Below are 14940 nucleotides of genomic sequence, written 5' to 3'. Positions count from 1 at the left end.
CTTAGGACTTATACTACCCAAAAATTAAGTCAAATATAGTTGCGTATATAGTAAACCTTGTTGATGTTTGGTTAAGGTTTACAGTCGCTATGAACCAGTATTTTAGAAGGCGTTAAAAGAGCATCAACGTTAACAATAGAATCTTGTAATGTAGTTATTCTTTAAGGTATGCTTTTTATGAAGTATCAGAGACTATTGATAAATAAATTGGCATGGTTTTAGCCTTATATTTATCTTTTTTATATCGTTGGATTCAAATAATTTCGATACAAGAAAACCGAGCGCAAGCTATACATTATTATGGTTAGCGAGGATGACGATGTAGCGGGTTTATATGGATTTGACGATGCGACTATTTTATATAACTATAAGGCAATCCATTATGTTACCAACTCTAAGCTCCCCGACTAAAAAACCTTATCACTCCTTGCTAGTAGGCGCGTCAATGGGTCTAACGGCATTAACGTTCAGTCAGACAGCTGCTGCTATCACAACCAAAAACGTTACCTATACGGTCGATGATAAAGCATACGAAGGCTATTACGCCAAGGCAGATAAACCAAATGCACCTTTTATCTTATTGATTCATGATTGGGATGGTCTAACTGACTATGAGCGCAAACGTGCCGATATGTTAGCGGCTGAAGGCTACAACGTATTGGCAGCCGATATGTTTGGACAAGGCATTCGTCCAACTTCTATAGAAGAAAACAAACGCCTAACTGGCGAGCTATATGATGATCGTAATAAAATGCGTCGAATATTAGCAGGGGCATTAACGGCAGGACAACTACAAGGCAATGATGTGCGCAAAGGCACGACTATGGGTTATTGTTTTGGCGGTACAGTCGCGTTAGAGTTAGCACGCTCAGGCTTTGAGCAAAAAGCATTTGTGCCCTTCCACGGTGCTTTTGATATTCCAACCGGTCAAAGTTATGATAATACGACTGGAGAAATCCTAGTATTCCACGGCTCAGCTGACCAATCTGTCTCGCTAGAGAGCTTTGCGACTTTGGGTAAGACATTAGAAGCAGCCAAGATACCGCATGAGATGGTCACCTATAGCGGCGCACCACATGCCTTTAGCGTATTTGGCAGCGATAGATATGATGCACGTGCCGATCAGCGCTCTTGGAAACGTTACTTGGATTTTTTAGCAGAAGAATATAAGTAATCTAGCAGCATAAAAAATATCAGTAACCAAATAAGTAGACAAAAAAAGACACCTCAATCAAGATCTGATAACGATCCATTGAGGTGTCTTTTTATTTATTTAATTCTTGCTAACGCTTTCAAACTTAGCGCTTATGAAATACCAATAACTGATTATTGGCAGGCATCGCATATGTTTTCGAAAGTTGTAGATGATGAGCATTTGCTAGACTAACAACGTCTTCTTTATCGCGAATGCCGCTGTCAGGGTTGCCTGCTCTCAACATCGCATCAAATCGCTGATTCCCCTCACTGGTATAGTTACCATGCTCATTGAAAGGGCCATATACAATCAGCTTACCATCAACAGGTAGCGCATCACCAGCCAATGCAAATAACCGTTTAACCAAAGCCCAACTAATAATATGCAAAGTATTTGCCGTAAATATCACATCATAAGGTTTGGCTATATCATTGTTATCTAAATGACTACTAACAGGTACCGAATCTTGCGCCAAATCAAACGCCAATGGCAGAGATAACTTGGGCGCAGGATAGGCACTGTGCCAAGCATGAATGTGCCGATGATTACTAATAACATCGCTGGTTTGCCATTTGAGATAAGGTAAGTTTGGTGCAAAATACACGCTATGCTGACCCGTTCCAGAGCCAATCTCTAGTACATGATTAAATCCTTGTAGCTTGCTTTCGAGTACTTCCAGGATGGGCTTTTTATTATTCTCACACGCTTGAGAAAACGGCAATGCAGAAATATCCACTTTATTATTCAGATTGTCACTATTTAGATTAGCGTCATGCATCACTACTCTCTCCAGACCGTCTATTATTTTCTTAGCATTGATTTCGATAGATTAATGAGCATCATCAAATATTAACTCAGTCATCGCCGAACATCTCACTACTAGTAAATACCCGCCTCTACCCCAGCTGCTAGCGTCATAGCAAGCTCTTCTACTTGCTCAACAAAGCTATCTTGCCAATCACCTTGTAGTATCAGCGCCTCTTGGATCCATGACCAACGCAGTCCCGTCGTAATCGTTTTCATCGCAAGCTTAGTACCCGTACCATCATGGCCTGCTCGTATATACAACGCAAAGGGCATACCTTGCTTTTCTTCTAGCACTGGATAATAGCAACGATCAAAAAAGTCTTTGGTCAGCCCTGCCATATATGCTAGATTTTCAGTCGTACCTAGTAGTAGCGCGTCAGCTGCCAACACGTCTTCAGGCTGTGTATCCTGTGGTGATTTCAAAATGACGTTGATATCTATATCAGGATGATTGGCACCATCGAAAGCGGCCTGCGCCAATTTCTGAGTATTGGGCGATGGCGCGTGAGCGACGATAAGTAGCGTTTTAACAGCCATAGTAATCACCTTATCAAAGCGGTTTTGCACATCTAAAAGTGATGTTCTGAGTAATATCAGGATGAATACTCTTAGCTACTGGACAAGTCAGGGCAGTGTTATAAAATATCTTTTGCGTTTTATCATCTAACTCTTGATTAAAAGTAATAGCAACATGCACTTCACTAACCCGTCTTGGATCTGCTGCCATTACTTTAGTTACGTCAGCTGTAGTACCTGCAATATCAATGTCCATATCGCGGGCTTTAATACCAATAATCGTCAACATGCAACTGGCTAAGCTAGTCGCTAATAAATCAGTCGGCGAAAACGCTTCACCTTTGCCGTGATTATCAATTGGCGCATCAGTGATAATCTCATTATTTGATTGCAAGTGAATCGCGGTGGTACGTAGATCACCTTGATAAGTTACTTTTGAAGTTGTCATAGGGTTCTCTTTGATGGTTATTGTAGCGATAAGTTCATACGAAAAAAATTCACTTACATCAGAATTAAAAAAACAGGTTATTCGCTTGCAGCACCCTGCTGATTTTGATTATGAAGCACAATGAATCTAGCACGTTCATATAACTCATCAAAAGTAATTATTTCTGGGCTTGATATATTTTTTCTAAAAAGCTCGAATGATCTAAGTTTATCTTTATTTATTCCATTCTCAGTCAAGAACTCTCCCATATTTCCAATCACGAGATAAGCTTTCGGCTGATAATTATATATATCTTCACCTTTTGGATTACCTAACTTATCGTTTACACTAACCTTGTTAGTGAGACTATCGACAGCAGAAGCTACCGTTCCTTGTACTTGAGCGATTGCACCAGCCAACTCTTTTGAAGGTGCCCAACAACCAGTTCTATATGGCTTAGAGTCAAGCAATTGAGTTGTATGCGTTTTTATCTCTACAAAGCAAAGGTTTGATATAATACCTTTGGTCTTCATAAGAGCATCAACACGCTTACCATGACTATTTACGTTGTGACCTTGCACTACCTGTTCTAGTTTTTTGTCGTCTAATCCTTCTATGAAAATATAGCCAAGGCCATAACCGAATATCCAAGGATTTTTCTCGAAGTAATACTGCCAAAGTCCTTCATTGGTTGTTTTTTTTCTGTCTTTAATTTCTTCAAACCATTTTGAGTCATTTAATAATTTTTCATACCACTCAAGTTGCTTCTTTCGAAATCCTACTGAAATAATATCTTCTTTTGTGACTTCCGAACGAAGTACCTCAGTAAGCAATTCATGATTTTCTTGAATTATCTTCTTAGCTTGACTATCTGATAATATAATTTTTTTCAACTCTTCATCTTTGATGTTCATTGGTGATGAGCGGTCTAAATTAACTGATTGTATATTATGTATAAACTCAAGAAGCTTGCCAATTTCTTCATTCACAAACGAAAAGCTTAGACTATGCGGATTGTCCGTTCCAACAGTATACTTCTGTATATTTAGTACAAAAACATCTCTTGAATCTTCAATAAACTTCGCTGTTATATACGACTTTGCATTCTCTTTGTGGCGAAGTACGACTTCATCTTTAACCTTCACGAAAGTGTAAGCATCTGGCGATTCAATTAGTTTTGAAGCAATACGTACTTTTTTAGTAGAATCTCGAAAGGCATCTAGTTTTGGGCTTATATATGTTTTTCCAGCTTGAGGGTTTTTATAGTCATCCATTTTGAATACACTCTAAATATTTAATATTATTAAAAGCTAGAAATCCAATGTAACAAGAAAACCTATTTTATGCACTTTATTAAAATCCAAAAGCAAAATTAACTTTTTTTCCAAACCGCAGACAAAACAAAACCCCCTCTGCTTTCGCAAAGGGGGTTTTGAGGAATAGAGAGCTGACGATGACCTACTCTCACATGGACGAATCCACACTACCATTGGCGCTACGATGTTTCACTTCTGAGTTCGGGAAGGGATCAGGTGGGACCATCGCGCTATTGTCGTCAGCAAAGGGGGTTAGATATGAGTCTGATGTTGTTATTATTGACGTCAAGATATTATCTATTGGTCGACCAACTTGTAACCTAACTGAATCAAGGTTAAAGGTGATATCGAAATATTCTTTCTTTTATTCTATAGCCTAGGCTATACAAGATAGATTAATTAGAGCTTTGATACAAACCACTTGGGTGTTGTATGGTCAAGCCAAACGAGCAATTAGTACAGGTTAGCTACACACATCGCTGTGCTTCCACACCCTGCCTATCAACGTCGTAGTCTTCAACGGCTCTTTAGGGAAATCTAATCTTGAGGTGGGCTTCCCGCTTAGATGCTTTCAGCGGTTATCCCATCCGAACGTAGCTACCGGGCAATGCCACTGGCGTGACAACCCGAACACCAGAGGTTCGTCCACTCTGGTCCTCTCGTACTAGGAGCAGATCCTCTCAAATTTCCAACGCCCACGGTAGATAGGGACCGAACTGTCTCACGACGTTCTAAACCCAGCTCGCGTACCTCTTTAAATGGCGAACAGCCATACCCTTAGGACCTGCTTCAGCCCTAGGATGAGATGAGCCGACATCGAGGTGCCAAACACCGCCGTCGATATGAACTCTTGGGCGGTATCAGCCTGTTATCCCCAGAGTACCTTTTATCCGTTGAGCGATGGCCCTTCCATACAGAACCACCGGATCACTAAGACCTACTTTCGTACCTGCTCGACTTGTGGGTCTCGCAGTTAAGCGCGCTTTTGCCTTTATACTCTACGACCGATTTCCGACCGGTCTGAGCGCACCTTCGTACTCCTCCGTTACTCTTTAGGAGGAGACCGCCCCAGTCAAACTACCCACCATACATTGTCCTCGGTATTGTTATACCTGAGTTAGAACCCCAACATGACCAGGGTGGTATTTCAAGATTGGCTCCACAAACACTAGCGTGTCTGCTTCAAAGCCTCCCACCTATCCTGCACAAGTCAGGTCAAAGTTCAATGTAAAGCTGTAGTAAAGGTTCACGGGGTCTTTCCGTCTAGCCGCGGGTACACAGCATCTTCACTGCGATTTCGATTTCACTGAGTCTCTGCTGGAGACAGCGCTGCCATCATTATGCCATTCGTGCAGGTCGGAACTTACCCGACAAGGAATTTCGCTACCTTAGGACCGTTATAGTTACGGCCGCCGTTTACTGGGGCTTCGATCAAGAGCTTCGCTTACGCTAACCCCATCAATTAACCTTCCAGCACCGGGCAGGCATCACACCCTATACGTCCACTTTCGTGTTTGCAGAGTGCTGTGTTTTTAATAAACAGTTGCAGCAGCCTGGTATCTGCGACTGTCAACAGCTCAAGGAGCAAGTCCTATCACCATCAACAGCGTACCTTCTCCCGAAGTTACGGTACCATTTTGCCTAGTTCCTTCAGCAGAGTTCTCTCAAGCGCCTTGGTATTCTCTACCTGATCACCTGTGTCGGTTTAGGGTACGATTCGTTTATAACTATTGCTTAGAAGCTTTTCCTGGAAGCATGGTATTTGCCACTTCGCTGTACAAGTACAGCTTGCTATCAGATCTCAGCCATGTAGTAGCCCGGATTTACCTAAGCCACAAGCCTACATCCTTTCACCTGGACAACCAACGCCAGGCTGACATAACCTTCTCCGTCCCTCCATCGCATTATAAACAAGTATCAGAATATTAACTGATTTCCCATCGACTACGCCTTTCGGCCTCGCCTTAGGGGTCGACTCACCCAGCCCCGATTAACGTTGGACTGGAACCCTTGATCTTCCGGCGTGCGAGCTTTTCACTCGCATTATCGTTACTCACGTCAGCATTCGCTCTTGTGATACCTCCAGCATGCCTTACGACACACCTTCACAGGCTTACACAACGCTCCCCTACCACTTGAAAACAAATTCAAATCCGCAGCTTCGGCTCCTAGTTTGAGCCCCGTTACATCTTCCGCGCGGGCCGACTCGACTAGTGAGCTATTACGCTTTCTTTAAAGGATGGCTGCTTCTAAGCCAACCTCCTAGCTGTCTATGCCTTCCCACCTCGTTTCCCACTTAACTAGGAATTTGGGGCCTTAGCTGGCGGTCTGGGTTGTTTCCCTCTCCACAATGGACGTTAGCACCCACTGTGTGTCTCCCGGATATCACTCATCGGTATTCGGAGTTTGCATCGGTTTGGTAAGTCGGTATGACCCCCTAGCCGAAACAGTGCTCTACCCCCAATGGTGTTCGTCCGAGGCGCTACCTAAATAGCTTTCGGGGAGAACCAGCTATCACCGAGTTTGATTAGCCTTTCACCCCTATCCACAAGTCATCCCCTGGCTTTTCAACGACAGTGGGTTCGGTCCTCCGGTTGATGTTACTCAACTTTCAACCTGCTCATGGATAGATCACTCGGTTTCGGGTCTATGCCCTGCAACTAAACGCCCTATTAAGACTCGGTTTCCCTACGGCTCCCCTAAACGGTTAACCTTGCTACAGAACATAAGTCGCTGACCCATTATACAAAAGGTACGCGGTCACCCTAATAAATTAAGGCTCCCACTGCTTGTACGCACACGGTTTCAGGTTCTATTTCACTCCCCTCACAGGGGTTCTTTTCGCCTTTCCCTCACGGTACTGGTTCACTATCGGTCAGTCAGGAGTATTTAGCCTTGGAGGATGGTCCCCCCATCTTCAAACAGGATTTCTCGTGCCCCGCTCTACTTAATATGTTAACGCTAATGTTTCGAATACAGGACTATCACCTACTACGGTCAGCTTTCCCACGCTGTTCTTCTACATTAGCACTAATCGGCTTCTCCCCGTTCGCTCGCCGCTACTTGGGGAATCTCATTTGATGTCTATTCCTAAGGGTACTGAGATGTTTCACTTCCCCTCGTTCGCTTCTCGTACAAGTACGAGATACCTACCTTATGGTAAGTGGGTTTCCCCATTCAGAAATCTCCGGATCACAGGATATTGCCGCCTCCCCGAAGCTTATCGCAGGCTGTCACGTCTTTCATCGCCTCTGACTGCCAAGGCATCCACCATGTGCGCTTCATTACTTGACCATACAACCCCAAGTAGTCTTAACTTATAAATAAGTTTTAACTTCAAAGTGTCATAAAGTCTAATTATGATAACGATATCACCTAATTTTATACGCTTGATTCAGTTCTCTTTACTTTTTTAATAACTCACTACTGGGATAACAACTGATGTCGTTAAGTAGTGAGTTATTAAGGTTAGGAACAACGCGTGAACACGTGTTCCTAACCCAGACTCATATCTATGTTTTTAAATAGTTCTTACGCTCTCGTCGAGTCATAAGTTCTGTATAAAACAGAAAGAAATAATCGTATGATGTAATATCTGAATTATTTGTTTCTGTTTATGCTTGTTTAATATATTTACTATCGTATTTATTATGGTGGAGCCAAACGGAGTCGAACCGTTGACCTCCTGCGTGCAAGGCAGGCGCTCTACCAACTGAGCTATGGCCCCGTAAAATAAATGGTAGGCCTGGGCAGACTTGAACTGCCGACCCCCGCGTTATCAACACGGTGCTCTAACCAGCTGAGCTACAGGCCTGTGTCTGCCTGTAAAGGCAAAGCGCTAATAATAAATACTAGCTAAACTAAAGAACAACTTGTTGTGAATTCTTGCTGACCGAATGCCATCTATAAGGAGGTGATCCAGCCGCAGGTTCCCCTACGGCTACCTTGTTACGACTTCACCCCAGTCATCAACCACACCGTGGTGAACGCCTCCCCGAAGGTTAAGCTATCCACTTCTGGTGCAATCAACTCCCATGGTGTGACGGGCGGTGTGTACAAGGCCCGGGAACGTATTCACCGCGGCATTCTGATCCGCGATTACTAGCGATTCCTACTTCATGGAGTCGAGTTGCAGACTCCAATCTGGACTACGATAGGCTTTTTGAGATTCGCATCACATCGCTGTGTAGCTGCCCTCTGTACCTACCATTGTAGCACGTGTGTAGCCCTGGTCGTAAGGGCCATGATGACTTGACGTCGTCCCCGCCTTCCTCCAGTTTGTCACTGGCAGTATCCTTAGAGTTCCCGGCTTAACCCGCTGGTAACTAAGGACAAGGGTTGCGCTCGTTGCGGGACTTAACCCAACATCTCACGACACGAGCTGACGACAGCCATGCAGCACCTGTATTCTAATTCCCGAAGGCACTCCCGCATCTCTGCAGGATTCTAGATATGTCAAGACCAGGTAAGGTTCTTCGCGTTGCATCGAATTAAACCACATGCTCCACCGCTTGTGCGGGCCCCCGTCAATTCATTTGAGTTTTAACCTTGCGGCCGTACTCCCCAGGCGGTCTACTTATTGCGTTAGCTGCGTCACTAAGTCCTCAAGGGACCCAACGACTAGTAGACATCGTTTACGGCGTGGACTACCAGGGTATCTAATCCTGTTTGCTACCCACGCTTTCGAGCCTCAGTGTCAGTATTATGCCAGAAGGCTGCCTTCGCCATCGGTATTCCTCCAGATCTCTACGCATTTCACCGCTACACCTGGAATTCTACCTTCCTCTCACATACTCTAGCTCAACAGTATCAGATGCAGTTCCCAGGTTGAGCCCGGGGATTTCACATCTGACTTATCGAGCCACCTACGCTCCCTTTACGCCCAGTAATTCCGATTAACGCTTGCACCCTCTGTATTACCGCGGCTGCTGGCACAGAGTTAGCCGGTGCTTATTCTGCAGCTAATGTCATCGTCCGTGGGTATTAACCACGGAGTCTTCTTCACTGCTTAAAGTGCTTTACAACCAAAAGGCCTTCTTCACACACGCGGCATGGCTGGATCAGGGTTTCCCCCATTGTCCAATATTCCCCACTGCTGCCTCCCGTAGGAGTCCGGGCCGTGTCTCAGTCCCGGTGTGGCTGATCATCCTCTCAGACCAGCTACAGATCGTCGCCATGGTAGGCCTTTACCCCACCATCTAGCTAATCCGACTTAGGCTCATCTAATAGCGAGAGCAGTAAACTGCCCCCTTTCTCCCGTAGGTCGTATGCGGTATTAATACGAGTTTCCCCGTGCTATCCCCCACTACTAGGTAGATTCCTAAGTATTACTCACCCGTCCGCCGCTCGACGCCTGATAGCAAGCTATCATCGTTTCCGCTCGACTTGCATGTGTTAAGCCTGCCGCCAGCGTTCAATCTGAGCCATGATCAAACTCTTCAGTTTAATCTTGCTATGAAGTCCTTTAAAGAGACTTCTAAACTTGGCTCATCTAATCTGGCAAAATCGCTAAAAATTATGTTCGTAATGAATTAACTTTGAGTTTTTCTGCTATCTTAAATGATAATTTTTATAGTTAGAATGAACTCCGAAAAGGAGCTAAAACCAACTTTATTTTTTAGCATTCTGAATCAGCAAAAATCCACACAAGTTGTTCTTTAGTTATGCTTTTAAATAGTGCTCAATCACTGTCGTCCAGTAACTGATATATTGGGTATCTCTCTTGCTGTTTAGTCTCAAACCCTTGCGGGTTAAGCTATCTAGCGAGCCGACTATCTTATCATAATGATTGGGATTGTCAAGCTTTTTTATAATTTGTTTCATCAGGTTAACTGGGTTATTAATGTGTAATCTACACACTAGTTACTTCCAGCTCGTCTTGATGAGGGCGTATTATAGACGCTTTAAATCTCGTGTCAAGAGATAATTTCTATTTAGTTTGAAGTAAATGTCTCATCACTCATTCTAAACAGCCTTCCCTTTCGACTAGGGCGCATTATACGGGGTTTTAAGACTGGGTCAAGGGGTTTGATAGACTTATCTTAGCTAGATAGAATCAGTTTATATATTTTAGACTATTATTTTAAACATTTGAACCAGCGCACTGAGAGTATTGTATGTACAAAACATTGCTATCAAATGGCTAGTAGGACGATATAAGCCTTATAGGAATTAAGAAAAGCCAGTTCAGAACTGGCTTTTCTTAATATGTAGATTAGAGAGGTATTGATTTAGTCGTTTATTTACCAGCCAAAACCTACACCTACCCCTGCAGATGATTCATCGTCACTAAAGGCACCACTAAAGGTCAATGACGTGTTATCAGAAACTACACGCTGATAACCGATAGCTACTGCTTGCTCGCCTCCTTGAAAGCCCATACCTAGACCTATGCGATTGCGCTGATTCATTCCACTCACACTAGTACCCATGTTTTGAATAGCAGCGCTCATCGCTCCGACTTTATCGATACGCTGATCTTGCTCTTTGAAGCGTGAATCCACATCGCCCCTAAATGAGTTTAAGTTCTGATCGATTGTTGCAAAACGCTGATTGGTATAGTCATTAGCAGTATCTAAAGTTTGACTATCGCCCGCTTGGCTCTGTGCCAGATTGACTGCGTCATGGGAGTCAACACCAGCAGCAACATTGGTAATTCGGCGCTGGTTAGTCGCGCTACCCACCGATACGGTGTTATCAGCACTGGTCTGTGATCCTGCGCCTAACGCGACAGAGTTATCATTAGTCACACTGCTATTAGCACCGATAGCCACTGCATTGGCTGCTTGGACGTTCACCGACTCACCGATAGCAACGGAGTTTGAGGCATTAGTCTCGTTCGCAAAAGTTGGTGAACTATTGGTATCAACTGTTACCGCTGTAGCACCCACTGTTGCGTTGCTACCTAGTACTACTGAGTTACTGGTAGTATCACCAATGATGTTGTCGTTACCAACTGCATAATTGGCGTTACCACCAACAATATTAGGATCTCCAAATGCACCTGAGCGATCACCTGAAATGATGTTGCCATTACCCACGCTGGTAGATTGATCGCCAGTCACTGTATTATTAGTGCCTATGGCGATGCTGTCCTTACCTTTAGATTGAGCGTTAACCCCGATCGCTATCGCACCGTCAGCAGTAGCGCCATTACCGTTATAATTACCTGCATCTTCACTGTCACTAGAGCCATTAACGCTAAAGAATCGAGCTTGGCTGTCTTCGATTTTACTTTCTAATTCAATTTTAGCTTCTTCGCTAATACCTGAATCACCTTTGTCTCCTTTAGCGCCGTCGATACCATCCTGACCTGTAAGTCCTTGAGCACCATCAACACCGTCTTTACCGTTAGTGCCATCAGCACCATCTTGACCATTAACGCCGTCTACGCCATTAGTACCATTCTGACCGTTGATCCCATCAACACCATTAGTGCCATTTAAACCATCTGTTCCGTTTTGACCTGCTGGACCTTGAGCTCCATCAGCACCATCTTGACCATTAATGCCGTCTACGCCATTAGTACCATTCTGACCGTCAATACCGTTTGTTCCATTGATGCCGTCAGACCCTGCTAGACCTTGAGGGCCAGTTTCACCTTTATCGCCTTTGTCCCCTTTAGGTCCAGGGGTTAATGCGATGTTGGTTATTTGTCCTTGCAAATCTGTCAACCTGCCATCCACTGCGGTAAATGCTGAACCGACATCACTGTAGTCAGTCTTATTGATACGATAAGTTGGTGCTTGAAAAGCGCCATTAGCACCAAAAGACGCACCACCTCCCAACGCTGTGCTGTAGTTGGTCTCTGTACGCTTCAACTGAGCCACATTGACTGCATCGGTATCTGTCGTACCTGCTGCCACGCCTGTAATTTGGCGCGTCTGCCAATTAGCGCTATCAGCATCAGAGGTATCTCCGACACTCACTGCGGCTAATGTTGATTGCCATACTGGCGTGGTTCTAGTGTCAGCACCAAATCCTGCTACGCCTGCATCGACTGTGGTGACGCTTTGGCTGCCTAAAGCGATACTGTTGCGAATGTCAGCCGTCGACCCTGTACCCATCGCTAGGCTGTCACGACCGCTTGCAACTGATGAGTTACCGATAGCTGTCGCGCGAATGCCGCTCGCGGTGGCGCCTATGCCGAGAGCTTCATAGTCTGCTGCTGCGAACTCAAATATCTGACCACCATTACCATCATCTTTAAAGCGTCGACCATTAAAGTATGTTTGTATAGTGGTTGTCGCAGCAGTAAACTCAGCTTGTACTACTGCACCTACTACTGGCACCTGTGTAAAAAGGCTACCACTACCAACGGCAGTCGCGCCTGATTCTGAGGCTGTGTTACGGCTACCTAACGCTGAGCTATTAAAACCTGAGGCTGTATTACGATTCCCTAGCGCTGAGCTTTCATTACCTGAGGCTGTGTTGCCACGACCAACTGCTGAGCCATCATCACCTGAGGCTACATTATTAAGTCCTACTGCTGAGCTATTATTACCTGAGGCTGTGTTTGAAACACCAACCGCTGAGCTAAGGATACCTGAAGCGTTATTGATATAGCCTAATGCTGAGCTAAAGCCACCTGAGGCTGTGTTATTACTACCCATCGCTGAGCTGAAACCTCCTGAGGCTTCATTAAAATAACCGACTGCTGAGCTGGAGTTCTTGGAGGCTTTATTAGAGCTTCCAATCGCTGAGCTGGAACTTCCTGATGCTTCATTCGAATAACCTACTGCTGAGCTTGAAAAACCTGAGGCTGTATTATCATTACCAACTGCTGAGCTGAAACCTCTTGAGGCTTCATTGCTATAACCAACTGCTGAGCTGAAATCTCCTGATGCTTCATTAAAATAGCCCACTGCTGAGCTTTCATTACCTGATGCTTGACTACGAACACCGATAGCAACAGCATCAGTACCCGTCGCGCCATCATTGTCGCGATTAGAGCCTGCGCCTGTCTCAGTTGAGTTAATACTCACATAACGCGTGGTATCACCGCTTGACTCTGCGACTTGCTTCAGCTGAGCCACATTGACTGCATCGGTATCTGTCGTACCTGCTGCCACGCCTGTAATTTGGCGCGTCTGCCAGTTGGCAGGATCAGCATCGCTAGTATCACCGACACTGACTGCCGCTAAAGTAGACTGCCATACTGGCGTGGTTCTGGTGTCCGCACCAAACCCCTGTACGCCTGCATCTACTGTTGTAGTACTCTGTGCACCTAGAGCAATGCTATTACGAATATCAGCCGTTGACCCTGTACCTATGGCTAGGCTATCACGAGCGCTTGCGACTGAGGTATTACCGATAGCGGTTGCGCGGATGCCACTTGCGGTTGCGCCTATGCCTAAGTCTTCGTAATCAGCATCTGCAAACTCAAAAATTCGACCACCATTACCATCGTCTTTAAAACGTCGACCATTAAAGTCTGTTTGTATAGGGGTTGTCGCAGCAGTAAACTCAGCTTGCACCACTGCATTTGCTACTGCAACTCGCGTATCTTCGCTACCACTACCAATAGCAGCAGCGCCTGCCTCTGATACTGTGTTAGAACTACCCACCGCTGAGCTATTAAAACCTGAGGCTGTGTTGAAACTACCTATTGCTGAGCTAAAACGTCCTGAGGCTTCGTTGACAAAACCCACTGCTGAGCTAAAATCCCCGGCTTCATTTTCAAAACCAACTGCTGAGCTGTAAACTCCTGAGGCTGTGTTGTTATGACCAACTGCTGAGCTGAAATTTGCTGAGGCTTCATTTTCAAAACCCATTGCTAAGCTGTAAACTCCTGAGGCTGTGTTACTACGACCTACTGCTGAGCTTGCAAAACCTGAGGCTGTGTTGTTGAAACCTAATGCTGAGCTGTCACTACCTGAGGCTTCATTATCACTGCCTACTGCTGAGCTCGAACGACCTGAGGCTGTGTTACTACTACCTACTGCTGAGCTTTCTATTCCGTTTGATCTATTATTAGAACCTACTGCTGAACTATCACTACTTAATGCAGTATTACCATACCCCACTGCTGAGCTACGTTCTCCCGAAGCGTTATTATAAGTACCTAGCGCTGAACTACGCAGCTTAGAAGCTACGTTCAGACTACCTAGTGCTGAGCTATTACCACCTGAGGCTGTGTTACTATGACCTACTGCTGAACTGAAACTTCCTGAGGCTGTGTTACGACTACCCATTGCTGAGCTGGAATTTTTTGAGGCTGTATTGTCGTAACCTATTGCTGAGCTGTCACTACCTGATGCTTCGTTAGAACTACCTACTGCTGAGCTGTCACTACCTGATGCTACATTGCCAAAACCACAAGCTATAGCTTGATTACCATTGCCAGTACTGCCACCCGTTTGATTAACACCATCGAGAAAACATACATCTGCCTGACTACTTATCGATATCAACCCCAATGCACTTCCTATCGCCACCGCGATGGCAGGGTGACGTAATATCGCGCCTGTCGTACTGGTTGGCACCGTACCCACTTGAGTTGAACGGTTTGATTTGCCACCAGATTTGGCAAGTTCACTCACTGCCATGTAGCAGCCTGTTGAGCGGTTAAAGATAACGCGGTAGACATGGTTTAGCATTAGAGTATCCTGTATATGTAAAGCCACTATCGAAGCAACTGTATGATGACTATACAAATAGACTGATCGTTGGGCTAGCAC

The 14940-nt window shown here is 44.9% G+C and carries 6 protein-coding genes, 2 tRNA genes and 3 rRNA genes; 1 reads left to right on the top strand and 10 read right to left on the bottom strand.

Annotated elements, in window-relative coordinates; genetic code table 11:
- The first annotated feature begins 382 nt into the window (after positions 1 to 382).
- Positions 383 to 1174: a dienelactone hydrolase family protein gene (locus ACMFL8_RS03550; RefSeq protein ID WP_413190091.1), complete on the top strand. Its 792-nt coding sequence runs from the start codon at positions 383 to 385 to the stop codon at positions 1172 to 1174.
- Positions 1175 to 1298: 124 nt separating this feature from the next.
- On the opposite strand, the gene ACMFL8_RS03545 is transcribed toward ACMFL8_RS03550, so the two are convergent.
- From ACMFL8_RS03545 to ACMFL8_RS03500, 10 genes are all read right to left on the bottom strand, one after another.
- Positions 1299 to 1973 carry a DUF938 domain-containing protein gene (locus ACMFL8_RS03545; RefSeq protein WP_413190090.1) on the bottom strand — a complete coding sequence of 225 codons (675 nt, stop codon included), beginning with the start codon at positions 1971 to 1973 and terminating at the stop codon, positions 1299 to 1301.
- A 101-nt stretch (positions 1974 to 2074) separates the two neighbouring features.
- Entirely contained in the window at positions 2075 to 2539 is a 465-nt protein-coding gene (locus tag ACMFL8_RS03540) for a flavodoxin family protein (protein ID WP_210541359.1), read from the bottom strand.
- A gap of 13 nt (positions 2540 to 2552) precedes the next feature.
- The gene (locus ACMFL8_RS03535) at positions 2553 to 2966 is read right to left on the bottom strand and encodes an OsmC family protein (protein ID WP_413190089.1); all 414 of its coding nucleotides are present in this window, start codon (positions 2964 to 2966) and stop codon (positions 2553 to 2555) included.
- A 77-nt stretch (positions 2967 to 3043) separates the two neighbouring features.
- Positions 3044 to 4219 (bottom strand): Shedu immune nuclease family protein, encoded by a 1176-nt coding sequence (locus ACMFL8_RS03530; RefSeq protein ID WP_413190088.1) that lies wholly within the window; start codon positions 4217 to 4219, stop codon positions 3044 to 3046.
- A 171-nt stretch (positions 4220 to 4390) separates the two neighbouring features.
- Positions 4391 to 4505: ribosomal RNA gene (gene rrf / locus ACMFL8_RS03525) — 5S ribosomal RNA — on the bottom strand.
- Positions 4506 to 4693: 188 nt separating this feature from the next.
- Positions 4694 to 7555: ribosomal RNA gene (locus tag ACMFL8_RS03520) — 23S ribosomal RNA — on the bottom strand.
- A gap of 357 nt (positions 7556 to 7912) precedes the next feature.
- A tRNA-Ala gene (locus ACMFL8_RS03515) sits at positions 7913 to 7988 on the bottom strand.
- A 10-nt stretch (positions 7989 to 7998) separates the two neighbouring features.
- A tRNA-Ile gene (locus ACMFL8_RS03510) sits at positions 7999 to 8075 on the bottom strand.
- 92 nt (positions 8076 to 8167) lie between these two features.
- A 16S ribosomal RNA gene (locus ACMFL8_RS03505) occupies positions 8168 to 9706 on the bottom strand.
- Together the 16S, 23S and 5S rRNA genes with 2 tRNA genes alongside form the textbook arrangement of a ribosomal RNA operon.
- Before the next feature lie 797 nt (positions 9707 to 10503).
- A complete protein-coding gene (locus ACMFL8_RS03500; protein WP_413190087.1) occupies positions 10504 to 14859 on the bottom strand; it encodes an ESPR-type extended signal peptide-containing protein in 4356 nt (1451 codons plus the stop codon).
- Positions 14860 to 14940 lie beyond the last annotated feature (81 nt).

The sequence above is a fragment of the Psychrobacter sp. AT9 genome (assembly GCF_047272965.1).
GTDB lineage: Bacteria > Pseudomonadota > Gammaproteobacteria > Pseudomonadales > Moraxellaceae > Psychrobacter > Psychrobacter glaciei.
The sequence above is the reverse complement of the archived record's forward strand: the minus strand, read 5'-3'. Positions and strand labels throughout refer to the sequence as shown.

What these genes read in the sequence shown, in the direction of transcription:
- ACMFL8_RS03550 (WP_413190091.1), top strand. Translation starts at nt 383, where the DNA reads ATGTTACCAACTCTAAGCTCCCCGACTAAAAAACCTTATCACTCCTTG.
- ACMFL8_RS03545 (WP_413190090.1), bottom strand. Translation starts at nt 1,973, where the DNA reads ATGCATGACGCTAATCTAAATAGTGACAATCTGAATAATAAAGTGGAT.
- ACMFL8_RS03540 (WP_210541359.1), bottom strand. Translation starts at nt 2,539, where the DNA reads ATGGCTGTTAAAACGCTACTTATCGTCGCTCACGCGCCATCGCCCAAT.
- ACMFL8_RS03535 (WP_413190089.1), bottom strand. Translation starts at nt 2,966, where the DNA reads ATGACAACTTCAAAAGTAACTTATCAAGGTGATCTACGTACCACCGCG.
- ACMFL8_RS03530 (WP_413190088.1), bottom strand. Translation starts at nt 4,219, where the DNA reads ATGGATGACTATAAAAACCCTCAAGCTGGAAAAACATATATAAGCCCA.
- ACMFL8_RS03500 (WP_413190087.1), bottom strand. Translation starts at nt 14,859, where the DNA reads ATGCTAAACCATGTCTACCGCGTTATCTTTAACCGCTCAACAGGCTGC.